General features: G+C 43.9%; 18 protein-coding genes, 1 tRNA gene and 1 pseudogene. 17 read left to right on the top strand and 3 right to left on the bottom strand.

Annotation, left to right across the window (positions count from 1 at the left end):
• Nucleotides 1-91: 91 nt before the first annotated feature.
• The 9 genes from WKT20_RS11120 to WKT20_RS11080 all read left to right on the top strand — a co-directional run bounded on the left by WKT20_RS11120 (nt 92) and on the right by WKT20_RS11080 (nt 11,475).
• Nucleotides 92-946: a DUF4348 domain-containing protein gene (locus WKT20_RS11120; RefSeq protein WP_118165793.1), complete on the top strand. Its 855-nt coding sequence runs from the start codon at nt 92-94 to the stop codon at nt 944-946.
• Nucleotides 947-952: 6 nt separating this feature from the next.
• Nucleotides 953-1,978: a UDP-N-acetylmuramate dehydrogenase gene (gene murB / locus WKT20_RS11115; RefSeq protein ID WP_118165792.1), complete on the top strand. Its 1,026-nt coding sequence runs from the start codon at nt 953-955 to the stop codon at nt 1,976-1,978.
• Nucleotides 1,975-2,772, top strand: coding sequence for an MBL fold metallo-hydrolase (locus WKT20_RS11110; protein ID WP_118165790.1), 798 nt, complete (start codon nt 1,975-1,977; stop codon nt 2,770-2,772). Before murB ends, WKT20_RS11110 begins: the two co-directional genes overlap by 4 nt.
• Before the next feature lie 108 nt (nt 2,773-2,880).
• The gene (locus WKT20_RS11105) at nt 2,881-4,422 is read left to right on the top strand and encodes a glycine--tRNA ligase (RefSeq protein ID WP_007560794.1); all 1,542 of its coding nucleotides are present in this window, start codon (nt 2,881-2,883) and stop codon (nt 4,420-4,422) included.
• Nucleotides 4,423-4,435: 13 nt separating this feature from the next.
• Nucleotides 4,436-5,110, top strand: coding sequence for an FKBP-type peptidyl-prolyl cis-trans isomerase (locus WKT20_RS11100; RefSeq protein WP_340417379.1), 675 nt, complete (start codon nt 4,436-4,438; stop codon nt 5,108-5,110).
• Nucleotides 5,111-5,518: 408 nt separating this feature from the next.
• Complete coding sequence (locus WKT20_RS11095) at nt 5,519-5,941, top strand: DUF6769 family protein (protein ID WP_118165787.1); 423 nt, start codon at nt 5,519-5,521, stop codon at nt 5,939-5,941.
• 81 nt (nt 5,942-6,022) lie between these two features.
• Nucleotides 6,023-7,177, top strand: coding sequence for an efflux RND transporter periplasmic adaptor subunit (locus tag WKT20_RS11090; RefSeq protein WP_117702957.1), 1,155 nt, complete (start codon nt 6,023-6,025; stop codon nt 7,175-7,177).
• Between the two features lie 12 nt (nt 7,178-7,189).
• Nucleotides 7,190-10,303 (top strand): efflux RND transporter permease subunit, encoded by a 3,114-nt coding sequence (locus WKT20_RS11085; protein WP_304125709.1) that lies wholly within the window; start codon nt 7,190-7,192, stop codon nt 10,301-10,303.
• The gene (locus WKT20_RS11080; RefSeq protein WP_340417378.1) at nt 10,300-11,475 is read left to right on the top strand and encodes a TolC family protein; all 1,176 of its coding nucleotides are present in this window, start codon (nt 10,300-10,302) and stop codon (nt 11,473-11,475) included. Before WKT20_RS11085 ends, WKT20_RS11080 begins: the two co-directional genes overlap by 4 nt.
• A 78-nt stretch (nt 11,476-11,553) precedes the next feature.
• On the opposite strand, the pseudogene WKT20_RS11075 reads toward WKT20_RS11080, so the two are convergent.
• A pseudogene (locus WKT20_RS11075) lies at nt 11,554-12,498 on the bottom strand (catalase); the annotation flags it as partial.
• Nucleotides 12,499-13,027: 529 nt separating this feature from the next.
• Between WKT20_RS11075 and WKT20_RS11070 the strand changes: the two are divergent.
• The 8 genes from WKT20_RS11070 (at nt 13,028) to WKT20_RS11035 (ending at nt 22,109) form a co-directional block, all read left to right on the top strand.
• On the top strand, nt 13,028-13,921 hold the full coding sequence (locus WKT20_RS11070) for a LysR substrate-binding domain-containing protein (protein WP_340417377.1): 894 nt from the start codon (nt 13,028-13,030) through the stop codon (nt 13,919-13,921).
• 101 nt (nt 13,922-14,022) lie between these two features.
• Entirely contained in the window at nt 14,023-14,946 is a 924-nt protein-coding gene (metA, locus tag WKT20_RS11065) for a homoserine O-acetyltransferase MetA (RefSeq protein WP_117702961.1), read from the top strand.
• A complete protein-coding gene (locus WKT20_RS11060) occupies nt 14,946-16,787 on the top strand; it encodes a peptidase U32 family protein (RefSeq protein WP_340417376.1) in 1,842 nt (613 codons plus the stop codon). The genes metA and WKT20_RS11060 overlap by 1 nt, the downstream gene beginning before the upstream one ends.
• On the top strand, nt 16,784-17,743 hold the full coding sequence (locus tag WKT20_RS11055; protein WP_340417375.1) for a hypothetical protein: 960 nt from the start codon (nt 16,784-16,786) through the stop codon (nt 17,741-17,743). The genes WKT20_RS11060 and WKT20_RS11055 overlap by 4 nt, the downstream gene beginning before the upstream one ends.
• A 62-nt stretch (nt 17,744-17,805) precedes the next feature.
• Nucleotides 17,806-19,449, top strand: a complete 1,644-nt coding sequence (locus WKT20_RS11050) for an ABC-F family ATP-binding cassette domain-containing protein (RefSeq protein ID WP_007560820.1) — start codon at nt 17,806-17,808, stop codon at nt 19,447-19,449.
• Between the two features lie 124 nt (nt 19,450-19,573).
• Nucleotides 19,574-19,646 (top strand) — tRNA-Lys (locus tag WKT20_RS11045).
• Nucleotides 19,647-19,762: 116 nt separating this feature from the next.
• Nucleotides 19,763-20,962 (top strand): site-specific integrase, encoded by a 1,200-nt coding sequence (locus WKT20_RS11040; RefSeq protein WP_340417374.1) that lies wholly within the window; start codon nt 19,763-19,765, stop codon nt 20,960-20,962.
• Nucleotides 20,963-21,197: 235 nt separating this feature from the next.
• On the top strand, nt 21,198-22,109 hold the full coding sequence (locus tag WKT20_RS11035; protein WP_340417373.1) for a hypothetical protein: 912 nt from the start codon (nt 21,198-21,200) through the stop codon (nt 22,107-22,109).
• Nucleotides 22,110-22,403: 294 nt separating this feature from the next.
• Here WKT20_RS11035 and WKT20_RS11030 read toward each other — a convergent pair whose 3' ends face one another.
• Complete coding sequence (locus tag WKT20_RS11030; protein WP_340417372.1) at nt 22,404-22,712, bottom strand: hypothetical protein; 309 nt, start codon at nt 22,710-22,712, stop codon at nt 22,404-22,406.
• 39 nt (nt 22,713-22,751) lie between these two features.
• Nucleotides 22,752-23,870, bottom strand: coding sequence for a hypothetical protein (locus WKT20_RS11025; RefSeq protein WP_340417371.1), 1,119 nt, complete (start codon nt 23,868-23,870; stop codon nt 22,752-22,754).
• Between the last annotated feature and the right edge of the window lie 186 nt (nt 23,871-24,056).

Here is a 24,056-nt window from a genome sequence, read left to right as displayed (position 1 = left end):
AGTTTTTCGTTCAACAAAAAAGAAAACTCTTGTTTCTGAAACAATGATAAGAAAAAAAAGGTATTTTTGCGGCGATATTTGAGGAGACCAGATGAAGAAATTAATCATTGGATGCTGTTTGCTGGCGCTGATGGCATCTTGCGGAGGAGGAAAAAAGAAAGTGGATCCTTTTGCCGCATTGACAGAACAAATTGATTCTATGAAAGTTCTGCCTGATTCGATTCAGGATACCATTGTGGTGGAAGAACAAATACCTGCTTCGGCAGATGAGAGTTTTGCCGACTTTTTCTATAATTTCGCGTCGGATGCAAAGTTTCAGCGGTCGCGCGTGCTATTTCCTTTTTCATTGTATAAAGGCAAACAGGTGAATCGTATCCAAAAGAAGGACTGGAAGCACGATCCTTTATTTAGTCGTGAGCAAGCGTACACGGTACTTTTCGATAAGGAAGAAGATATGGAAATGGAAAAGGATACCAGTATGCACAGTGTACAGGTAGACTGGATTTTTCTGACTGAGAAAAAAATCAAGCGTTATTATTTTGAACGGAAAAAAGATTCTTGGTTCCTCGAGGCCATTAATGTGGAGAAAATGGCAGAGGAACACGATGGTAAAGAAGATTTCTATACTTTTTATGAACGTTTTTCACGTGATTCGCTTTTCCAGAAGGAACGTTTGCATGAACCTCTGTATTTTGTAACGGCCGATCCCGAAGATGAATTCCAGATATTGGAAACCACGCTGGAACCGGGGCAATGGTTTGCTTTTCGTCCCCCGATGATGAAAGGAAAGATGACTAATGTACACTATGGCCAGCCTGAAAATATACATTCCGATTATAAGGTAGTAGAATTCAAAGGATTTGGAAACGGCTTTAGTAATACACTCTATTTTGAACGGCGTGAAAATATCTGGCAACTTATCCGGTTTGAAGATTTGAGCGATTGATGCATTATGAAAGACTATACAAATTACTCATTGCTTCCTTATAATACATTCGGAATGGATGTAAAGGCAGCTCGTTTCGTGGAATATGAATCAGTGAATGAACTGCTCTGTTTTTTGAAAGAGTGGAAAGCACAAAAGACTCCTCTTTTACATGTAGGAAGGGGAAGTAATCTGTTGTTTGTGTCCGATTATCAAGGTACTGTTTTGCATTCTGGTATTAAAGGAATGCAGGTGGTAGGTGAAACCGATGAATGGGTAGAAATACGCGTTGGTGCTGGTGAGGTGTGGGATGACTTTGTAGATTATACAGTCAAGCAAGGATGGTATGGTGCCGAGAATATGTCCTTAATACCTGGAGAGGTAGGGGCTTCGGCCGTGCAGAATATCGGAGCGTATGGAGTAGAGGCCAAGGATTTGATTGTGTCGGTCGAAACGGTAGCGGTGAATGATGGAACCACTCGTCTTTTTAAGCAAGATGAGTGTGGATATGCGTACCGTGAAAGTGTATTTAAACGAGAGTTGAAAGGGCTTTACATTGTGACTTATGTCACTTATCGCCTGAAAAAACAGCCGGAGTTTCATCTGGATTATGGAAATATCCGCTCCGAGCTGGAGAAGGAGGGAGGAGAATTGTCACTGGAAAAACTTCGTAGTGTGATTATACGTATCCGTGAGGCGAAACTTCCTGATCCGGAAAAGATTGGAAATGCCGGCAGCTTCTTTATGAATCCCATTGTACCGCTTGCACAATTTGAAGATTTGCTCAAGGAATATCCTGATATGCCTTTTTATAAGGTAGGTGATGACCGTGTAAAAATTCCTGCAGGATGGATGATTGACCGTTGTGGATGGAAGGGCAAACGGCTGGGAAATGCCGGAGTACATGACAAGCAGGCATTGGTGTTGGTGAATTTGGGAGGAGCTACCGGAAGTGAAGTGGTCAAGCTGGCAGAAGAAGTCGTTCGTTCTGTGAAAGAAAAATTTGGAGTGGCTATTCATCCGGAAGTGAACTTTATTGGAGTAAAACAATGAAAATAACAATTTTAGGAAGTGGAACTTCTACGGGAGTGCCTCAGGTGGGATGTACTTGTAAAGTATGTACAAGTTCTGACCCGCGTGACAACCGTTTGCGCTGTTCCGGTCTGGTAGAAGTAAATGGAGTACGCATTCTTATCGACTGTGGTCCGGATTTTCGCGAACAGATGCTTCGGCTGAATGATTTTCGTGCGATAGACGGAGTGCTGATTACCCATGAACATTATGACCATGTGGGTGGGCTGGATGATTTGCGACCTTTCTGTCAGTTTCGTGACATTCCGGTGTATGCGGAAGATTATACTGCCACTCGCTTGAAGAACCGTATGCCTTATTGCTTTACGGAAAACCTTTATCCTGGTGTACCTCATATTCCATTGAATTATATTAAAGAAGGCGAACCGTTCGTGGTTTCTAATGTAGTCGGAAATCAGGTGGAAGTAATTCCTTTCCGCGTGATGCATGGAAAGCTTCCGATTATGGGTTTTCGTATTGGAAAAATGGCCTGGATTACAGATATGCTGCATCTTCCTGAAAGTTCATACGAGTATTTGAAAGGATTGGATTGTCTGGTGATGAATGCCTTGCGTATTGAATACCATTGGACGCATCAGTCGTTGTCCGCGGCATTGGAGCAGACGGTCCGTATTGCAGCTGGGAAAACTTACTTTATCCACATGAGCCATCAGATAGGTTTGCATGCGGAAGTGCAGGAACAGTTGCCGGAAAATGTGTTTTTGGCATATGATGGACTTGTGATAGAACTGGATGAGACGGGGGAGAAGAAATAACTCATAAGATAAATTAATACACCTATCATGCTTTTTTATTGATAAATCTGTATCTTTGTACCCTATTAAGTAGACATTTAAGTAGAAAAAATCAAAATAATAGGAAAAATGGCACAAGAAGACGTTTTCAAGAAACTTGTTTCACATTGTAAAGAATATGGTTTTGTATTCCCGTCAAGTGATATTTATGATGGGCTGGGAGCCGTATATGATTACGGTCAGAACGGTGTGGAACTGAAAAACAATATCAAACAATACTGGTGGCAGAGCATGGTGCTGTTGCACGACAACATCGTAGGTATTGACTCTGCTATCTTCATGCACCCTACTATCTGGAAGGCTTCTGGTCACGTAGATGCTTTCAATGACCCTTTGATTGACAATCGTGATTCAAAGAAGCGCTACCGTGCCGATGTCTTGATTGAAGATCAAATTGCTAAATACGACGAGAAAATCAATAAGGAAGTAGCGAAGGCTGCCAAGAAATACGGAGAAGCATTCAATGAAGAAGAGTTCCGTAGCACCAATGCACGTGTGCTGGAACATCAGGCAAAACGTGATGCATTGCATGAACGTTATTCAAAGGCTATGAATGCCAACGACCTAGCCGAACTTCGTCAGATTATTCTGGATGAAGAAATCGTATGTCCGATTTCTGGTACAAAGAACTGGACAGAAGTTCGTCAGTTTAACCTGATGTTTACTACTGAAATGGGATCTACTGCAGATGGTGCTATGAAGGTATACCTGCGTCCGGAAACTGCTCAGGGTATTTTTGTGAATTACCTGAACGTGCAGAAAACAGGACGTATGAAGATTCCGTTCGGTATTGCACAGATTGGTAAGGCTTTCCGTAATGAAATTGTAGCTCGTCAGTTCATCTTCCGTATGCGTGAGTTCGAACAGATGGAAATGCAGTTCTTCGTAAAACCGGGAACAGAACTCGACTGGTTCAAGAAATGGAAAGAAATCCGTTTGAAATGGCATAAGGCACTGGGATTCGGTGATGATCACTATCGTTATCATGACCATGAAAAATTGGCTCACTATGCCAATGCAGCTACGGATATTGAATTCCTGATGCCGTTCGGATTCAAGGAAGTAGAAGGTATTCACTCACGTACTAACTTCGACTTGAGCCAGCACGAAAAATTCTCAGGAAAGAGCATCAAGTACTTTGATCCGGAAATCAACGAAAGCTACACTCCGTATGTCATCGAAACTTCTATCGGTGTAGACCGTATGTTCCTGAGCGTGATGAGTGCGGCTTATCATGAAGAAAAACTGGAAAATGGTGAAACTCGTGTGGTATTGAAATTGCCTGCAGCTTTGGCACCGGTGAAACTGGCTGTCATGCCGTTGGTAAAGAAAGACGGTCTACCTGAAAAGGCTCGTGAAATCGTGAACGACCTGAAATTCCACTTCAACTGCCAGTACGATGAAAAAGATTCTATCGGAAAGCGTTACCGTCGTCAGGATGCTATCGGTACTCCGTACTGTATCACCATCGACCATCAGACATTGGAAGACAACTGCGTAACTCTGCGTAACCGTGACACCATGGAACAGGAACGTGTGGCTATTGCAGATTTGAATAATATCATTGCAGACAAGGTAAGCATCACCAGCTTGCTGAAAACATTGCAGTAATAAATTAAACTACATGAACAAGAACCTATTTTGGCTGATTGCCCTGCTATTTACTCTTTCTTTCGGCTTTATGTCGTGTGCAGAAGACACAGCTGTGGAAGATCCGTATGTGAACTGGCAAGTTCGTAATGAACACTATATCGATTCCATTGCGGATGTGGCTCGCGCAAATTTGGGAGAAGAAGTGGGAAAATGGAAAATATATCGGAATTATAAAATTGCGAATGAAAGTACGACTCCGGGATTGGGGGGTACAATTGTTACTAATCCTTACGAAACTCTTGCCAGTGCGAGTGATTCTGTATACATGAGAATTATTGAGGTAGGAAAAGAGGAAGGGTTGACCCCATTGTTTACGGATAGTGTGAGCGTGTATTATCGTGGAAAACTGATAAATGGAACTGTATTTGATCAAAACTATACAGGAGATTTGGATGAAAAAATCCACGTGCCTACTCATTTTGCATTGCAGGCTAATCAGACAGATGGATTGATTGTAGGTTGGATCACTGCATTGCAGTGGATGAAAGAAGGTGAACGTGTGGAATTATATATTCCGGCTGCCCTTGGATATGGCACACAGAATCAGTCTTCAATTCCCGCAAATTCAGTTTTGATTTTTGATTTGAAGCTGGAAAAAGTAATTCATCCTGATGGCATAGAAAGCTACAGTTTGAAAGTAGACTGATTGTTGAAGTAATATAGAAAAAAGACGGTGAGGAAGTGGTTTTGAGACACTTCTTCACCGTCTTTTTTGTGATAGTTGATGTGAGTTTTGGAATTAGTATAATTGCTTTTTGTAGTGAAGTCGAAAGCTCAGGTAGTTATTAGAAAAACTGTTTGTCTTCTTTTATGTTTCTCCTGCCGGAAATGTACGTTTTTCATGCGGGAAACTTACGGCTCCGCGTCGGAAAACGTAGGGCTTACAGGCGGGAAACATAAAAAGTTTTGATTCGATATTTCATTTACGCGGGTATGTTTAGAACTTTTCAGGTGTGTATGAGATTCAATAGAGAGTTGGCAAGCGTGTTCTGCGTTGACTGCCTTTTGTTTTTTAGGAGATTTCTTTGTAATTTTGTGCCCGACAGAAAAAAGAATGAAGCAAATCTTAGGTACATATTGTTTGCTGTTGGTCAGCCTGTGGGTGCTGGTGGTAGGTGTGTTTCCACATCATCATCACAATGAGGCGTTTTGTGTCAGTCCGGATATGGAGACTTGCGCTACGTCATCGCATGACGGATGCGAAGGACGGCACCATTGTACAGGAGATGCCGACAAGCATGCGTGCGATATCAGTTGTGTTACGCATCTGTCTTTTTCTGTTCCTCATCATTTGCCGGATTTTACCCCGGATTATACATTCTATACTTTGATTTATCTGTCATCCCTTTGTCTGGAAGCTCTATCTGTTTCCGTTGAACGAGGGGATATGATTTCCTATTACGTAGAAAAACTGCATGCCCGGCATTTTTCTGCCGTGCGTAATTTCCGTGCACCTCCTTTTGCTGTTGTAGCTTGATTTTTAGAGATGTTACTGCACTTTGCAACCTGCTTGCACCGTGTAGGATTTATTTTTGCAAACAAAAAACAACAGTATTCAATGAAAAACTATATTTTGACAGGAACATTGTGTATGTTCCTTTTGGGGGGATGCGGAGAACACGCACACGACCATGAGCATGAAGGTCATGACCATGAAGCGGAAATACATGCAGAGGAAAAAACAGCTCATTCAGATGAAATCGTACTGACGCCGGAGAAAGCAAAAGCGGCTGGGGTGGAAGCTGAAGTGATTCACCCGGGAGCCTTTCGGGAAGTGATACAGGCTGGCGGGCAGATTCTGTCGGCACAAGGCCAGGAAGCAACGGTGGTAGCGGCTTCCTCGGGAGTGGTGTCTTTCTCCCGCAAAATTGCTGAAGGTATTGAAGTGGGCCAGGGTAGTGAACTGCTGAGTGTATCCGCTGAGCACATTCAGGAAGGTGACCCAGTGAGAAAGGCAAAGGTGGCTTATGAAAAAGCCAAGGAAGAATACGAACGTGCAGAAAAACTGGTAGGCAGCCAGATTGTATCACAAAAAGAATTTGCGGCTTTGCGTGAGGCATACCAGAAGGCCCGTCTGACATACGAGGCTTTGCTGCCCAGCAAATCGGGTAAGGGAGTAGCCGTGAAGGCGCCTATCGGCGGGTTCGTGAAAAACTGCCTGGTGAAGGAAGGCGATTACGTAACGGTAGGACAGCCGTTGATGACGGTGACTCAGATGCGCCGCTTGGTGCTGAAGGCCGATGTGTCGGAACGTTATTATGCACAACTTCCACGCATTGTATCGGCTAACTTCAAGACGCCTTATAATAATACAGTCTACTGCCTGGAGAACTTGGGCGGAAAAGTGCTTTCGTTTGGAAAATCGTCAGGAGATACGTCTTATTATGTACCGGTGACATTCGAATTTGACAACCGTGGCGACATGGTTCCAGGTGCATTTGTGGAAGTATTCCTGCTGTCGGGCGAACGTCAGGGAGTCATCAGTTTGCCGGAATCGGCGTTGACCGAAGAACAGGGACTTTATTTTGTGTACTTGAAACTCGACGATGAGTGTTATAAGAAACAAGAGGTACAATTAGGAACTTCCAACGGAGAGCGGGTAGAAATTCTTTCCGGTCTGAAAGACGGAGATACCGTGGTGACTCGTGGTGCCATTCATGTGAAACTGGCTGCCGCTTCCAATGCCATTCCGGCTCATTCACACAACCATTAAAAATGACCCGCTATGCTGAATAAAATTATACAATTTTCGCTACAGAACCGCTTGCTGGTTCTGGTGGCTTCGGTGTTGTTGCTGATAGGGGGAACCTATACTGCTTTCCATACCGAAGTGGACGTGTTCCCTGACTTGAATGCGCCTACCGTAGTGGTGATGACCGAAGCCAACGGGATGGCTGCCGAAGAGGTAGAGCAGTTGGTTACTTTCCCGATAGAGACTGCTGTAAACGGAGCGACTCATGTACGCAGGGTACGTTCTTCCTCTACCACGGGATTTTCTGTCGTATGGGTGGAATTTGAGTGGGATACCGACATCTACCTGGCACGTCAGATTGTGTCGGAAAAATTAGCGGCGGCAGGCGAGGACTTGCCCGACAATGTGGGTAAACCGACATTGGGTCCTCAGTCGTCTATCTTAGGAGAGTTATTGATTGTGGGATTGACTTCCGACTCCACTTCCATGCAGGATTTGCGTACCATGGCGGACTGGACCATCCGTCCGCGTCTGCTGTCTACCGGAGGTGTGGCTCAGGTAGCTGTGCTGGGAGGCGATATCAAGGAATATCAGATTTTGGTTCATCCGGACCGTATGCGCCACTACGGCGTGACGTTGGGCGAAGTGATGGAAGTGTCACGAGGCATGAACCAGAATACTAACGGAGGTGTCATTTATGAATACGGAAATGAATACATCGTGCGTGGAGTCATCTCTACCGACGATGTGCGTAAGTTGGGACGTGCTGTTATCAAGACTACTCCGGACGGAGCACCCATTACCCTGGAGGACGTGGCCGATGTACGTATCGGGTCACAGCAACCCAAGTTGGGACTGGCTTCCGAAAAAGGAAAGCCGGCGGTACTCATTACGGTGACCAAGCAACCGAATACCGGAACCATTGAGCTGACCGAAAAACTGGAAGCCGCTTTGGCCGATTTGCAAAAGAACTTGCCGAAGGATGTACATATCTCTACCGACATTTTCCGTCAGTCACGTTTTATTGAGAGCTCTATCAGCAACGTGCAAGACTCACTTTACGAAGGGGCCATTTTCGTAGTGATTGTGCTGTTCCTGTTCCTGGCCAACACACGTACTACGATTATTTCACTGATTACCCTTCCCCTGTCGCTTGTGGTAGCCATCCTGACCTTGCATTACCTGGGACTCAGTATCAATACCATGAGTCTGGGTGGTATGGCCATTGCCATTGGTTCGCTGGTGGACGATGCCATTGTGGACGTGGAAAATGTATGGAAGCATCTGCGTGAAAACCGTCAGTTGCCGTTAGCAGAACGGAAGCCGGTACGTGAAGTTGTCTTTCAGGCTTCACGCGAGGTACGTATGCCTATTCTGAACTCTACGTTGATTATCATTGTCAGCTTTATTCCTCTTTTCTTCCTGAGCGGAATGGAAGGACGTATGCTGGTTCCGCTGGGCATTTCCTTTATCGTTTCTTTGTTTGCTTCTACGATAGTAGCTTTGACCCTGACTCCGGTACTTTGCAGCTACCTGTTGGGTAAAAATACGTCCAAGGGAGAGGGATTGCCCAAGGAAGCATTCCTTGCCGTATGGTTGAAGAAATATTATGAGCGTGCCTTGCTCTGGGCGCTGGAACATAAGAAGACGGTGCTGGGAGGAACGATAGCTTTCTTTATCGTGGCGTTGGGAATTTTCTTTACCTTGGGACACAGCTTCCTTCCTTCTTTTAATGAAGGTTCCTTTACCATCAATGTCAGTTCATTGCCGGGTATTTCACTGGAAGAATCCGACAAGATAGGCCGTCAGGCAGAAGAACTGCTGCTTTCGATTCCTGAAATTCAGACTGTGGCCCGTAAGACAGGACGCGCAGAGCTGGATGAACATGCGCTGGGAGTGAATGTATCCGAAATAGAAGCACCTTTTGAGCTGAAAGACCGCTCGCATGCTGAATTATTGGACGAAGTACGTCACAAATTGTCGGTCATAACGGGGGCCAACATTGAAATCGGGCAGCCTATCAGCCATCGTATTGATGCCATGTTGAGCGGTACACAGGCCAGCATTGCCATCAAGCTGTTCGGCGATGACCTGAACCGGATGTTTGCCATCGGTAACCAGATAAAGGAAGCGGTGAGCGATGTAGAAGGAATTGCCGACCTGAATGTGGAGCAGCAGATTGAGCGTCCGGAACTGAAGATTGTGCCGAAGCGTGAAATGCTGGCCAAGTACGGTATCTCGTTGCCGCAGTTCAGTGAGTTTGTCACGGTTAATATGGCCGGTGAGGTCGTGTCACAGGTATATGAACAGGGAAAGACCTTTAACCTGGTGGTACGTGCCGCAGAATCCGACCGTGGTACGATGGAACGTGTCAAGGAGTTGATGATTGATGATGCACAAGGCCGGAAGATACCTCTTTCTTACGTAGCAGATGTGACTTCCTCCATGGGCCCCAATACCATCAACCGTGAGAACGTAAAACGAAAAATCGTAATCTCGGCCAATACCAGCGGGCGTGACCTGCGCAGTGTGGTGAACGACATCCAGCAGCGGGTGGAAGAAAAAATCAGCTTGCCAGAAGGGTATCATATAGAATATGGCGGACAGTTTGAAAGTGAACAGGCTGCCAGTCGTACCTTGTTACTGACTTCCCTGATGAGCATTGCAGTGATTTTCCTGTTGCTGTACATGCAGTTCCACGATGCGGCAGAGAGTGGCGTTATCCTGTTGAATCTGCCTTTGGCCCTGATTGGAGGAGTCTTTGCCCTCTTCCTGACCACGGGTGAAGTCAGCATTCCCGCCATTATCGGTTTCATCTCGTTGTTCGGAATCGCTACCCGTAACGGAATGCTGCTTGTTACACACTACAATTTGTTGCGTGAAGAACAGCAGTTGGGAGTGCGTGAAAGTGTGGTGCGCGGTTCGCTCGACCGTCTGAATCCGATTCTGATGACGGCTCTGTCCTCTGCTTTTGCATTGATTCCGCTGGCCTTGCGCGGCGATTTGCCGGGAAATGAAATTCAGAGTCCGATGGCGAAGGTCATTCTGGGAGGTCTGCTGACTTCCACTTTCCTGAATGCGTTTGTCATTCCCATTGTGTACGAGTTAATGAATCGGAAGAAAAACCTTAAAAGAACAGAAGAATGAAAAAAATAGGATGGATGTGGCTTGTAGGACTGGCATTTGCCAGCAGCGTGCAGGCACAGAAAATAGAAGAAGTGTTGCAGTCCGTAGAGCAGAATAACAAGGAACTGCAGGCAGTCTTTCATTCTACGGAAGCTGCCAAGATGGAAGTGCAGACGCAGAATAACCTGGAAGATCCCAGTGTGGAGTACAGCCCGTTCTTTGCCAAAGGAGTTGACGGAATGGCCAGTTCGGAGCTGGTAGTGACACAGGGTTTTGATTTCCCGACCTTGTATGCGGCACGTAATCGTTCCGGAAAACTGCAGAAAGATGTGCTCGACCGTCAGCAGCAGGCGCTTCGCCGCGATATTCTGCTGCAGACCAAGAATCTGTGTCTCGACTTGATTCGCCTGAATCAGGAACAGGCTTTGCTCATGGAGCGGCAGAAAAATGCCGATGCCCTGTTGCAGTTGTTTGAAAAGCGTTTGAAAGAAGGCGATGCGAATGCCTTGGAGGTGAATAAAATCAAGATGGAACGCATGAAGGTGCAGACGGAAGTGGCACAGAACCATGCGGCACATCGTACGGCACTTCAGCAACTGCTGGCGATGAACGGCAACCTTCCGTTGGAGTTTGCAGAAGACCGTTATCCGGCAGTGGAAGCCATTCGTGACTATCATACATTGTACAACGAAGTAATGATGCAGGATGCAGACCTTCAGGCGGCAGATGCGGCTTCCCGTGCGGCTGCGGAACAGGTAAGCGTGAACAAGCAGAACTGGCTGCCCAAGCTGGAGGTCGGTTACCGTCGCAATACGTCGGTAGGTGAGAAAAGCAACGGTTTTCTGGTCGGAGGAAGTTTCCCGATATTCTCTAACCGGAAGAAACTGAAGATTGCCAAGGCACAGGCCTTGAGTGCCAATCTGCAACTGGACAATACCCGCTTGCAGGTGGAAGCAAGAATACAGGGACAGTTTAATGAAATGCAGCAGCTTCAGGAAGCAATGCAGGCCTACGATGTGCCTTTGATGCATCATACCCTCCGCTTGCTTTATGATGCCGTGACTGCCGGACAACTTTCGATTATTGACTTCTATGTAGAGGCCGATAACGTGTACGGCAACCTGCAAAGTTATATTACCCTTGAAAACCAGTATCAGAAACTGATGGCGGATATTTATAAAAACCGTCTTTGATAGGTTCTAAAAAAATCCGTCCCCGGTAATTAGCGATAAATTACCGGGGACGATTTTTTAGTCAAGTCAGTTTGTCATTCAGATCTTTTCTAATGGAATATTCAGGGATTTTGCCACTCCCTTTCTATAATTTTCATCCGCTTTCATACAGTTTCGTATATGGCGAAGCTTGATTTCTTCCGGGATATCTCCCATGGCTCTTGCCGTATTTTCGAAGAGCACCTGCTGCTGGGCGGGAGTCATCAGTCGGAACAGATCGCCCGGCTGAGAGTAGTAATCTGAATCATCTTCCCGGTAGTCCCATTGGTAAGCGGCTCCATCGAGTTCCAACGGCGGCTCCTTGTATTCCGTCTGGTGCTGCCATTCTCCGTAGCTGTTGGGCTCATATCCTAACGTAGACCCATGGTTCCCGTCCACGCGCATCTGTCCGTCCCGATGATACATGTTCAGGAAAGGACAACGGCTGCGGTTGACCGGAATCTGGTGATGGTTCACTCCCAGTCGGTAGCGCTGTGTATCTCCGTAAGAGAACAGACGTCCTTGCAGCATACGGTCGGGCGAGAAACTGATACCCGGCACCACATTGGCCGGATTGAACGCTGCCTGCTCTACATCTGCAAAGTAGTTTTCCGGATTGCGGTTCAGTTCCATCACGCCCACTTCAATCAACGGATATTCTTTCTGCGACCATACTTTGGTCAGGTCGAACGGATTGAACGGACAGTTCTTGGCCTGTTCTTCCGTCATTACCTGAATGTACATGGTCCATTTGGGGAAGTCGCCCTTCTCAATGCTTTCATACAAATCGCGCTGGTGGCTTTCACGGTCTTTGGCAATGATGGCTTCTGCTTCTGCATCGGTCAGGTTCTTGATGCCCTGCTGCGTATGCAGGTGGAATTTCACCCAAGTGCGTTTTCCTTCTGCGTTGATAAGTGAGAATGTATGGCTTCCGTAGCCGTGCATGTGGCGGTAAGAGGCCGGAATACCTCGGTCGCTCATGGTGATGGTTACCTGATGCAGTGCTCTTCATTTTCCGGTACATACTGCCTGTCCTGAATTTATACGTGGTAAAAAGAAGGGTGCGATGTGGAGATATGCGTCCTGCCATCTGCAGGCTGCATGCACTCCATTTCTTGTGAGGGTGCTGTCCGACGACGAACCAGTCGCACGTCCAGCATCCGGAGATAAGGAAGTCCGTCTCGCTCAGCTTTTGGGTGTTAAAATCAGAAATGGCACTCAGGCTGACGTTCAACCCTTTTGACCAGAGATACATGGCTATCTCTCGTGCGAAAAAGGCAGTCTTTCCTTTGTGGCTGTAATATAAGACAGTGGCTTTCATCTTATTGGCAACAACATGGTTCTTGGGCAATTTTTGTTCATTGTTTTTGCAGTTTGTGCCGAGACAGTTATTGCCAGCCAGGCACACATTAAACTGATGATTTTTTTCATATAGCGTTTCTTTTTTAACAAAGATAAGCGGGCTGAGAATATTTATTTATATTTGCAAAACTCATTTTTTTTGATAATATCCATAGATAAAAACGATAAGGACATGGAACTGCGTCAATTGAAATACTTTAAGGAGGCCTGCGAACTACAGAACTTTTCAGAGGCTGCGCGTGTGTTGCACATCTCTCAAAGTACCCTTTCACAGCAAATCAAACAGCTGGAAGATGAGTTGGATGTGCTGCTGTTCGACCGCATTGGCAAGCGGGTTGTACCTACGGAGGCCGGGTTGGCTTTTCTGCCTTATGCTGTCAGGGCAATACGCGATGCAGAAAACGGGAAACAGATTATTCGCGACCTGAAAGGTATTGAAACGGGAGTGCTTCATGTAGGAGTGACTTACAGCATGAGTCCGTTATTGATTGCAGCGTTGGGATTATTTTCCAAGACTTATCCCAAAATAAAGGTCAATGTCAGTTTTGGCACTTCCGAAGAGTTGTTAGACAGATTAGAGGCAAATCAGTTGGATTTTGTGTTGTCCTTTAAACCGGAAGGCGTGTCAGAGCATCTGGAAACCATGCCTTTGTTCTCTTCCATGCTCTGCTTTATTGTGCATTGTTCCCATCCGTTGGCCGAATTGTCGTCCATCACCTTGAAGCGGCTTTCTGAAACTCCCCTGATTCTGCCGGGAAAAGGATTTGCCACCCGAAAAAGAGTAGATGACCTGTGCCGGAAGCATCAGTTGGAGCTGACGGTAGGCGTGGAGATGAATGACGTGCATACCATCATTCATACCTTGCGTGAAGGATATTGGGGAACTATATTGACGCAGGCGGCTGTACGTGGAGAAGAGAACCTTGTACAAATTCCGATATTGTGTGCCGACAAGCTGACTTCACAAGGTTTTTTGTTCTGGGCACAGGGAGATTACCGTAAGAAATCGGCATTGGCTTTTGCGGATTTTCTCCGAAAAGTGGCAGGAGGAGAAGAGAGAAGCTAAATAATGATAAGATGTAAAAAAGACAGGTCCCTGTTTCTCTTAATCCGTTCTGAATTATTAACTTTGTCGGTCGATAAAAATTAAAACAGAAACACAGCGCTATGCCATTAAATTTACCCGATAAACTGCCCGCAATTGATTTGCTGAAGGAGGAGAATATTTTCGTTATCGATAATTCTCGTGCCAGCTCACAGGATATTCGTCCGCTGAAAATTGTGGTGCTGAACCTGATGCCCATCAAGATTACTACAGAAACCGATTTGATTCGTTTGCTTTCGAACTCTCCTCTTCAGATAGAGGTGAGCCTGATGAAGCTGAAAAGTCATATGTCAAAAAATACGCCGGTGGAACACATGAAAGCTTTCTACCGTGACTTTGAACTGATGAAGAATGAGAAGTTCGACGGAATGATTATTACGGGTGCACCGGTAGAACATCTCGATTTTGAGGATGTAAATTATTGGGATGAAATCACGGAGATTTTCGAATGGACCCGTACGCATGTGACTTCTACTTTTTATATCTGCTGGGCGGCACAGGCGGGATTGTATTATCATTATGGCATTCCGAAATATCCGCTGGAAAAGAAAATGTTCGGAATTTTTGAACATCATATCTGCGACGGATTCCAGCATTTACCTATTTTCCGTGGGTTTGATGATGTGTTTTATGTACCGCACAGCCGTCATACGGAAGTTCGTCGGGAAGACATCGAGAAATGTGAAGGCTTGCAGGTGATTTCGGAATCGGCCAACTCAGGTGTACACATTGTGATGGCTCGCGGCGGACGTGAGTTTTTCGTGACCGGACATTCCGAATATTCTCCTTATACTTTGGACACGGAGTATCGCCGTGACCTGGATAAAGGACTTCCTATTGAAATGCCTCAAAACTATTATCGTGGGGACAATCCGGAGAAAGGACCGCTGGTACGCTGGCGAAGTGTGGCCAACCTCTTGTTCTCCAATTGGTTGAACTATTATGTATATCAGGAAACTCCTTACGACATCAATCAGATAAAATAATGCTCAGACAACGTCCTATCGAACTGCTTGCTCCGGCAAAGAACTTGGAGTGTGGAATGGAAGCCATTAATCATGGTGCCGATGCGGTGTATATTGGTGCACCTCGTTTTGGTGCGCGTGCAGCTGCCGGAAATTCTCTGGAAGACATTGAAGCCCTGGTGCGTTATGCACATTTATATCGGGTGCGTATTTACGTGACTGTCAATACAATTTTGAAAGATGAGGAACTGGCAGAAACGGAGAAAATGATTTGGGATTTGTACCGGATTGGGGTGGATGCCTTGATTGTGCAGGATATGGGGATTACCCGTCTGAATCTTCCTTCGATTCCTTTGCATGCCAGTACGCAGATGGACAACCGCACTCCGCAAAAAGTAAAATTCCTGGCTGAGGCAGGTTTCCGTCAGGTGGTGTTGGCCCGTGAACTGACGCTGGATGAAATTGCAAAGATTCATGCAACCTGTCCGGAAACACCGCTGGAAGTGTTTGTACACGGAGCCTTGTGCGTAAGCTATAGCGGACAATGTTATGTCAGCCAGGCTTGCTTTGGTCGTAGTGCCAACCGGGGAGAGTGTGCACAGTTCTGTCGCCTGAGTTTTGATATGGTAGATGCCGACGGGAAAACGATTGCCCGTGGCAAACATCTATTGTCCTTGAAAGATATGAACCAGAGCGAGAACCTGGAAGCCTTGCTGGATGCCGGTGCTTCTTCACTGAAAATAGAAGGACGGTTGAAGGATGTGGCTTATGTAAAGAATGTGACGGCTTACTATCGCCAGAAATTGGATGCGATATTCAAACGCCGCAAAGAATATATACGTGCTTCTTCCGGTACGGTCCGCCTGGCCTTTCGTCCGCAATTGGACAAGAGTTTCAGCAGGGGCTTTACCGATTATTTCCTGCACGGACGTACACCGGATATTTTCTCCTTTCATACGCCGAAGTCGTTAGGTGAAGAAATGGGAGTGGTGAAGGAAGTACGCGGCAACTATTTTACCGTGGCAGGTGTCAAACCTTTTAGTAACGGTGACGGACTTTGTTATCTGGATGAGGCGGGAAAACTGCATGGATTCCGGGTAAATCGCGTAGAAAACAATAAACTTTATCCGCAGGAAATGCCACGCCTTCGACCGAAGACCAAGCTTTACCGTAACTTTGACCAGGAGTTTGAGCGGGTGATGCAGAAAAAATCGGCAGAGCGGAAGATAGCCGTGGCCATGGCATTGGAAGAAAACAATTTCGGATTTACACTGACTTTGGCCGATGAGGACGATAATAGCATCAGCGTGACATTGCCGTACGACAAAGCACCAGCGCGTACACCCCAGGCTGAAAACCTGAGAAATCAGTTGGGCAAGTTGGGAAATACGCCTTTTGAACTGGAACGCTTGGATATTTCTTTATCGGGCGACTGGTTTATTCCTTCGTCAGTGCTGGCGGATTTACGTCGTACGGCAGTAGAGAAACTGCTGGAGGCTCGTCGCATCAACTATCCACAGGAAAGAGTTCGTTTCCCGAAAACAGTTCATGCTTTTCCGGCAGGCGAACTGACTTATTTAGGAAATGTGATGAACGGCAAGGCGCAGGCTTTCTACCATGACCATGGAGTGAAGCGCGTGGAACCGGCTTTTGAAAAGGAAGCACAGGGCGATGCGGTGTTGATGTTCTGCAAGCATTGCCTGCGTTATAGCATGGGATGGTGTCCGGTGCATCATAAGGTGAAGTCGCCTTATCGTGAGCCGTATTACCTGGTAAGTACGGACGGACGACGTTTCCGTCTTGACTTTGACTGTAAGGTTTGTCAGATGAAAGTCTCATTGGATAATCGGGCATCTTCATGAAGCACTTACAATATTTTCTGGGCATACTCTTTCTGTTGCTGTGTATGACGGCCTGTCATTACCGCACCACCTTGTCTTCGGCTGTAAAGAATGGTTCAGAAGACTCGGTTGCCGTGTCGGTACAGAAAGAACGCCCGTATGCACTGAACAGCAATTTTCGTGTGACAGCAGATACACTCTGGTTGCGTCTGCTTCCGTTGCTCGACTCTATTCCGGTAAGGGAAGGAGATGAACTGGTGGTAGCAGAAATATCGCTGCGCACGGAAATGCAGGATGATTCAGTGTGGGTGAAGGTGGCACGCGACCAGGAAACCATAGGTTGGATTCCGGAACATCAGCTTTTGACGCACATTGTCCCTGTAGATCCGATTTCACGCTGCATCCATTTGTTCAGCAATTCACACACTTTACCGTTCTTTCTGGTATTGGCAGTGTTCTTTCTTTGCTTTGTGTACCGTGCCGTACGACGCAAGCAGATAAAACTCATTTGGCTGAATGACATTGACAGTGTGTTCCCTATTACGTTGTCATGGTTGCTTGTGGCAGCTGCCACACTTTATAACAGCATGCAGCATTTTGTGCCGGAAACCTGGGAACGGTATTATTATGATCCGTCCCTGAATCCGTTCGACCTGCCTTTTGTGTTAGGACTGTTTGTGCTCAGTGTATTCTTCATTTTGCTGTTAGGAGTCGCTTTGCTGGATGATTTGTTTCATCAAACCTCTTTTGAAGTAGCCTTCTTCTATCTGCTGGGACTGGCTTCCTATTGCATATTTCTTTATATCTTCTTTACTTATTTATGGGCGTACCTCGCTTATGTGGGCTTTATCGGATATACTTTGTGGTGTATTCGTCAGCTCCGGAAATCGCACGGTTATCCATACGCCTGTGGTTCTTGTGGCGCAAAAATGAGATCGAAAGGCATTTGCTCGCACTGTGGCGCATTGAATGAGTAAGAATCAGCAGAATTTTGTAATTTTGCATTTTCCAAAATCAAAAATTTTAAAACGTACCAAATATGATTAGTATAGATGGACTGACCGTAGAATTCGGAGGGACCACCTTGTTCAGTGACCTGAACTTTCAGATTAATGAGAAAGACCGTATTGCCCTGATGGGTAAAAATGGAGCCGGAAAATCGACGCTTCTTAAAATTTTGGCAGGCGTTCGGCAGCCCACCCGTGGAAAGGTGACAGCTCCGAAGGACTGTGTGATTGCTTATCTGCCTCAGCACCTGATGACGGAGGATGGTCGTACGGTGTTTGAAGAAGCCTCTCAAGCCTTTGCCCATTTGAAAGAAATGGAAGAAGAGATAGAGCGGATGAATAACGAACTGGCTACTCGTACGGATTATGAGAGTGACTCCTATATGGCTTTAATCGAGAAAGTGGCAGCCATGAGCGAGAAGTTCTATGCCATCGACATGACGCATTTTGAAGAAGATGTGGAGAAGGCCTTGCTGGGATTGGGATTCTTGCGGGAAGACTTTAACCGTCCGACCAGTGATTTCAGCGGAGGATGGCGCATGCGTATCGAGCTGGCCAAGCTGTTGCTACAGAATCCGGACGTTCTTTTGCTGGACGAGCCTACCAACCACCTGGACATCGAATCTATCCAGTGGCTGGAAGATTTTCTGATTAACAGCGCCAAGGCAGTGGTAGTCATCAGTCATGACCGTAAGTTTGTCGATAATATTACCACACGCACCATCGAAGTGACGATGGGGCGTATCTATGATTATAAGGTGAACTATTCTCAGTATCTTGTATTGCGGAAGGAACGCCGTGAGCAACAGATGAAGCAGTATGAGGAACAGCAGAAAATGATTCAGGAAACCAAGGACTTTATCGAACGCTTCAAGGGAACATACAGCAAGACGCTTCAGGTACAGAGCCGTGTAAAAATGTTGGAGAAACTGGAGCTGATAGAGGTGGACGAAGAAGATACCTCGGCCTTGCGTTTGAAGTTTCCTCCCTCTCCGCGTAGTGGAAACTATCCGGTTATCATGGAAGGAGTCGGTAAAACATACGGCGATCATGTAGTCTTCAAAAATGCCAATCTGACCATTGAGAGAGGAGATAAGGTGGCATTCGTCGGAAAGAACGGAGAAGGAAAGTCTACTTTGGTGAAATGCATCATGAATGAAATAGACCATGAAGGTACGCTGACGCTGGGACATAACGTACAAATCGGATACTTTGCACAGAACCAGGCATCCTTGCTGGATGAAAATCTGACGGTGTTTCAGACCATTGACGATGTGGCCAAAGGTGAAATCCGTAATAAAATCAGAGACCTGCTGGGAGCATTCATGTTCGGTAGTCCGGAGGCTTCCATGAAAAAGGTAAAAGTGTTGTCGGGGGGAGAACGTACCCGTCTGGCGATGATAAAGCTTTTGCTGGAACCGGTCAACCTGTTGATTTTGGACGAGCCGACCAATCACCTGGACATGAAAACGAAGGACATTCTGAAGCAGGCGCTGGTAGATTTCGACGGTACGCTGATTGTCGTATCTCACGACCGTGACTTCCTGGACGGGCTTGTGACAAAAGTATATGAGTTCGGAAACCAGCGTGTGAAAGAACATTTGTGTGGTATTTATGAGTTCCTGGAGACGAAAAAAATGGAGAATTTGCAGGAACTGGAGCGTAAAAATGCCTGAAATCACCCTTTTTTAGAGAAAAAACAGGATTTTGAGAAAAAAAGTTCTCAAATGTTTTGCAGGTTTAAAATAAGTTACTACCTTTGCACTCGCAATCGGGAAATAACCGATGCGACAAAGGATTGATTCGCTAGCTCAGCAGGTAGAGCACAACACTTTTAATGTTGGGGTCCTGGGTTCGAGCCCCAGGCGGATCACTCAGAAAATCAAGCGATTATCTTAAAAAGATAGTCGCTTTTTCCGTATTTATACGTTGGTTTACCACCCTAAAGTTTAACCAAGAGTTAAACCGAGAGTTAAACCAGTAAACCGTATGACAGAAACAGTAAAAGCAGTATGTTACAAGTCTAAAACTCTTAGTAATGGTGAACACCCTTTAATGATTCGTATCTGCAAGGACGGAAAAAAGAAGTATCAAAGTCTTGGACTATCCATTAAAGCAGAACAATGGGACTTCAAAACAAACCAGCCTAAAGCCAAATGTCCCAACCGTGACAGAATCATTCTTCTTATAAACGAGAAAATTAACGAGATACAGAAAGTAGCCTTAGATAAACGGATAGCAGGTAAGGACTTTACGGCTACAACTCTTATTGAATCCACCACCAACAGCACAGCCAATAAAACATTAGGTGAATACTACCTTACTTACATTCAAAATTTGAAAGCAGAGAAAAGAATCAGATATGCAGGAATGTTTGAAGTATCTTATTCATCTTTTATAAAATTCAACAAGCATCTTGATATTCCATTTTCTGATATAGATGTCGCTTGGTTGAAGCGATATGAGTTGTGGATGAAAGAACAGAATCTTTCAACAAGCACCATAAGCACAAGAATCAGACATTTACGAGCCGTCTTTAATTTGGCTATAATGGAACACTCTATTAAAAATGATTGCTATCCGTTCCATTCCTATAAAATTTCTAAGTTGAACAGACAAACCACAAAAAGAGCATTGAGTAAACAGGACATAATGAAAGTAATGCAATATCAAGGGAAAAGCACAATGGAACGACTTGCCATCGACGTATTTATATTCTCATATTTGAATGCAGGTATAAATTTCATAGACATAGCCAAACTGAAACATTCCAATATAATAGAGAATCAGCTTATCTATAACAGAGAAAAAACAAAGAAGCTGATAAGCATACCTCTACAAGCAGAAACTATGGATATAATCGCCAAATATAAAGACAATGAATCACCATATATATTTCCTATCCTATCACCATTCCATCAGACAGAAATACAGATTGCGAACAGGCTACATAAAGTATTGGCAAAGGTAAACAAGTATTTAAAGGAAATAGGAGAAAAATTAGAACTACCTATACCGCTTACTACATACGTTGCAAGGCATTCATACGCAACAGTCCTCAAACGTGCAGGAGTTTCTACCTCAATAATAAGTGAATCACTGGGACATAGTTCAGAAAGGGTAACACAGATTTATTTAGATAGCTTTGATAATGAGCAGATAAACGATGCCATGAAGAACTTACTCTAACTTCTACAACCTCATTCTTAAAAAAAGAGTGAGGTTTTTCTTTTTTATACCTAATTGATAATCAGATATTTCATTACCGTAAAATGAAAATGGCTCATTTTTTATTCACTAAGTTACTTTCAGCTTCAATATACCTTTGCATCATAATCAGAAAGCCAAGTGTACATAGGCTGAATGATTATTACTTATTTATTAATTTAAGACCTAACGCTATATAGGTGAAGCGTAAACAATTATGGAGAATATTAATAAGATTATTGAGAATGAAACTGAAGTTAAACCATTAATTGAAAATGAATCTATGTCAGAAGAATTGACATTTAAAACGGTAAAAGCCAATATTGATGGCAAAGTAGAGAACATAATTTTAGGATATTCCATCTATAACATGGAAAGACCTAAAGACAAGGCTGATTTGATTTCTCAACTTGACAAAGGGAAAATGCTGGACGTAATTTTTCATTTAGCAGATGCTAAAATATTTTGGGATGAGGGAATAGAACTAAAAGATGGGAACGGCAATATCATTCCCCCATATACCCCAAATGTTAGTGTTCCATGTGATACAAGTGATTCCTTTTGGAGATATGAAGTGGATGAAGTTTTACAGCATGTTGAGATACATCAATATAAATCCCTACAGGAATACGGACAAGCTATAGGTAACACAACGCTATACAGTCGTAAACCCAACAATGTGGAATTATTAGGTTTTGCAGCTATTGCTTCAAAGAATCCAACCTACAACTACATTTACAATTTCGCTAAAAAATATGAAATACCAATGAATACAGCCATGCTGTTTTACGGTATCAAGTTGAAACAATCGCAAACAATGCAGCTTGTTTTAGGAATGGAGGTTAAAGATATACCTGCGATTAAACGTACCAAGAAGCAGGCAGAGGACTTAATTGAAACTACAGAAGTGGTTTTTGGTAAGAAAGAAACAGGTAAACGATATGCTATTAATTCAATTAATGCTGTCATTAACAAATATGACTTTGATACAGTAATTACAGCCTTAGAACGAATTCCTGCATCTACAATCACCACGTACAAATTAAGTGAATGCCACGAAAAAGAGGGTTGTTTGATTGCAGAATTGGTACTATTTATAGAAGAAATGAATAAAAGCAAAGCTGCATAACAGATTATTAGAAAGTGCTTTAAACAAAACGGATTTCCCTATTGATTAAGCAAGAAGTAGCCCTAATGGATAGTAGAGGGCAGTCCATTTCATATTGCCCTCTGTCTTTACTTATTCAATTTGATAGACATATTCACGCTTCCCATCCGTAACGGTGGGTCTGTGTCTTGTGACTTTCAAACCGTACAATTCCTGCAAATCTGAAACCTTACCTTTTTTCTTTAAACCGAATTTGGCATATATACCGTTCATGACAGCCCTTATTGTGTCTGCATTTAAAGTACGATGGGAAAGCTATAGGATAAATTCGTTCCGTAATCTGGCATTCATATTTTTTAAAGCTATCTCGTTCTTCAAATTACATTCTTTATACCCTAAAGCCTTTATGCGTTCACCACCCAATTCATCATAGAATAATTTAAGCTCTGGATATTTTTTCTCTAAAAAAACAGTAATAGCTTCAAACGGATTGCCACTGTCTTTATTCATGCAATAAGATTCCATCCGTTCTGCAAAGGTTTCCTTTTTGATAAAATGTTCCAGTTGTTTTTCATATTCCACATAATATTGACGAGCAGAAACGTCAAATCCGTTTTGTTCCAACTGATTTCTGATAACTATACCATTTTCATAGTTGTACTTCTACAAATCATAAGAGTACCTCTCACTTAACAATGCCATATAGTTAAATGTGAATTTGTCGTTTTGCTTATCATACATTATAAATGATTCATCATATTTCAACATCTTTTGAATACGGCAAACGTCCTTTATACGTTTTTCCCTCAAAGCTGCATCATTTATAAGATTATTGCTTTCTATTTCAGCGTTGGTAAGATTCACTTTCTTTTGAAGCTCATATTCAAATTCCTCTTTGGACTTCTCAATACTGGATTTATTATATATAAAAACAAGATGCTTTCTGAAAGGATTCTCTTTAAGTCTTTGTCTGCCTGCAATCTGTACCAAATCAGTGGATATGTCAATAGTGGTGTTTACACGTTTACCGTCACTTATAACAAATGAAGTGGCACAGTCTGAATAGAAATCACACCCAGCAAAAGCGGTAGAAGTACAAAAAGTAAACATTTTATTTTTTTCCTCTTTTAAAGGAATCCTACCTCTTATGAAACCGTCACCAAGTTTACTTATCTGTGCATCATTCTCTGCTGAATTTCCTACTATGATATTTACATCATCTGGGGAAAGTCCTGTTTTCTTTATAATATCCAATATATTGGTTACACTGTTCAGGAATATCACACACTCTTTGGAGTACATCTTGACACCTTCCATTTCTATATAAGGATATATACCCTGCCTGTAAGAATTGACAATTTCCACAGCCGCATCAATAGGACGTGATGTCCGTTGCCTTATCACTTTTACTTTCTCCACTTCCTGCCAAGTCATATAATAGTAAGGAATATCCTTAAAGAAATCTATCTGGCTTATATATTTATCCAATATAGGAGTGGCTGAAAGATAGGTTACATAATTAAATTGCTTTAGACATTCCATGAAATGAAGCTCCGTTTCAGATTTAAAACTGCTGTCTGCCAAAAGATACTGAAATTCGTCCACAACAATTCGCCATTCTGATTTATCATCTATACATTCAACAACTTTAGGGAAAGAATCATAAGACACTAAAATCTTTGGAACATCTTTACTTTCAATATATTTTCTTATATCTGAATTCTTGCATCCTCCAATAACAAGCATGGTTTCACCATATTGTTCATGTTTATTTACAATCAAGTTATTACGTGGACTGCATATAATGGTTTTATGCTTATCTTCAAGTGCTAATGTCGTAGCTCCACAGTTGGTTATTCCTTTATTTAAAATTCCATTTGGAAGCTAAAAATCCTCAATCTAATTAACATAGCTAATGCCTTTGGGTACTACAATTTCTTCTTTAATCATAAATTCTTTATTTTAATT

Source organism: Phocaeicola sp. ICN-14070, from assembly GCF_037892625.1.
Lineage (GTDB): Bacteria > Bacteroidota > Bacteroidia > Bacteroidales > Bacteroidaceae > Phocaeicola > Phocaeicola plebeius.
The sequence above is the reverse complement of the archived record's forward strand: the minus strand, read 5'-3'. Positions and strand labels throughout refer to the sequence as shown.

What these genes read in the sequence shown, in the direction of transcription:
- WKT20_RS11120 (WP_118165793.1), top strand. Translation starts at nt 92, where the DNA reads ATGAAGAAATTAATCATTGGATGCTGTTTGCTGGCGCTGATGGCATCT.
- murB (WP_118165792.1), top strand. Translation starts at nt 953, where the DNA reads ATGAAAGACTATACAAATTACTCATTGCTTCCTTATAATACATTCGGA.
- WKT20_RS11110 (WP_118165790.1), top strand. Translation starts at nt 1,975, where the DNA reads ATGAAAATAACAATTTTAGGAAGTGGAACTTCTACGGGAGTGCCTCAG.
- WKT20_RS11105 (WP_007560794.1), top strand. Translation starts at nt 2,881, where the DNA reads ATGGCACAAGAAGACGTTTTCAAGAAACTTGTTTCACATTGTAAAGAA.
- WKT20_RS11100 (WP_340417379.1), top strand. Translation starts at nt 4,436, where the DNA reads ATGAACAAGAACCTATTTTGGCTGATTGCCCTGCTATTTACTCTTTCT.
- WKT20_RS11095 (WP_118165787.1), top strand. Translation starts at nt 5,519, where the DNA reads ATGAAGCAAATCTTAGGTACATATTGTTTGCTGTTGGTCAGCCTGTGG.
- WKT20_RS11090 (WP_117702957.1), top strand. Translation starts at nt 6,023, where the DNA reads ATGAAAAACTATATTTTGACAGGAACATTGTGTATGTTCCTTTTGGGG.
- WKT20_RS11085 (WP_304125709.1), top strand. Translation starts at nt 7,190, where the DNA reads ATGCTGAATAAAATTATACAATTTTCGCTACAGAACCGCTTGCTGGTT.
- WKT20_RS11080 (WP_340417378.1), top strand. Translation starts at nt 10,300, where the DNA reads ATGAAAAAAATAGGATGGATGTGGCTTGTAGGACTGGCATTTGCCAGC.
- WKT20_RS11070 (WP_340417377.1), top strand. Translation starts at nt 13,028, where the DNA reads ATGGAACTGCGTCAATTGAAATACTTTAAGGAGGCCTGCGAACTACAG.
- metA (WP_117702961.1), top strand. Translation starts at nt 14,023, where the DNA reads ATGCCATTAAATTTACCCGATAAACTGCCCGCAATTGATTTGCTGAAG.
- WKT20_RS11060 (WP_340417376.1), top strand. Translation starts at nt 14,946, where the DNA reads ATGCTCAGACAACGTCCTATCGAACTGCTTGCTCCGGCAAAGAACTTG.
- WKT20_RS11055 (WP_340417375.1), top strand. Translation starts at nt 16,784, where the DNA reads ATGAAGCACTTACAATATTTTCTGGGCATACTCTTTCTGTTGCTGTGT.
- WKT20_RS11050 (WP_007560820.1), top strand. Translation starts at nt 17,806, where the DNA reads ATGATTAGTATAGATGGACTGACCGTAGAATTCGGAGGGACCACCTTG.
- WKT20_RS11040 (WP_340417374.1), top strand. Translation starts at nt 19,763, where the DNA reads ATGACAGAAACAGTAAAAGCAGTATGTTACAAGTCTAAAACTCTTAGT.
- WKT20_RS11035 (WP_340417373.1), top strand. Translation starts at nt 21,198, where the DNA reads ATGGAGAATATTAATAAGATTATTGAGAATGAAACTGAAGTTAAACCA.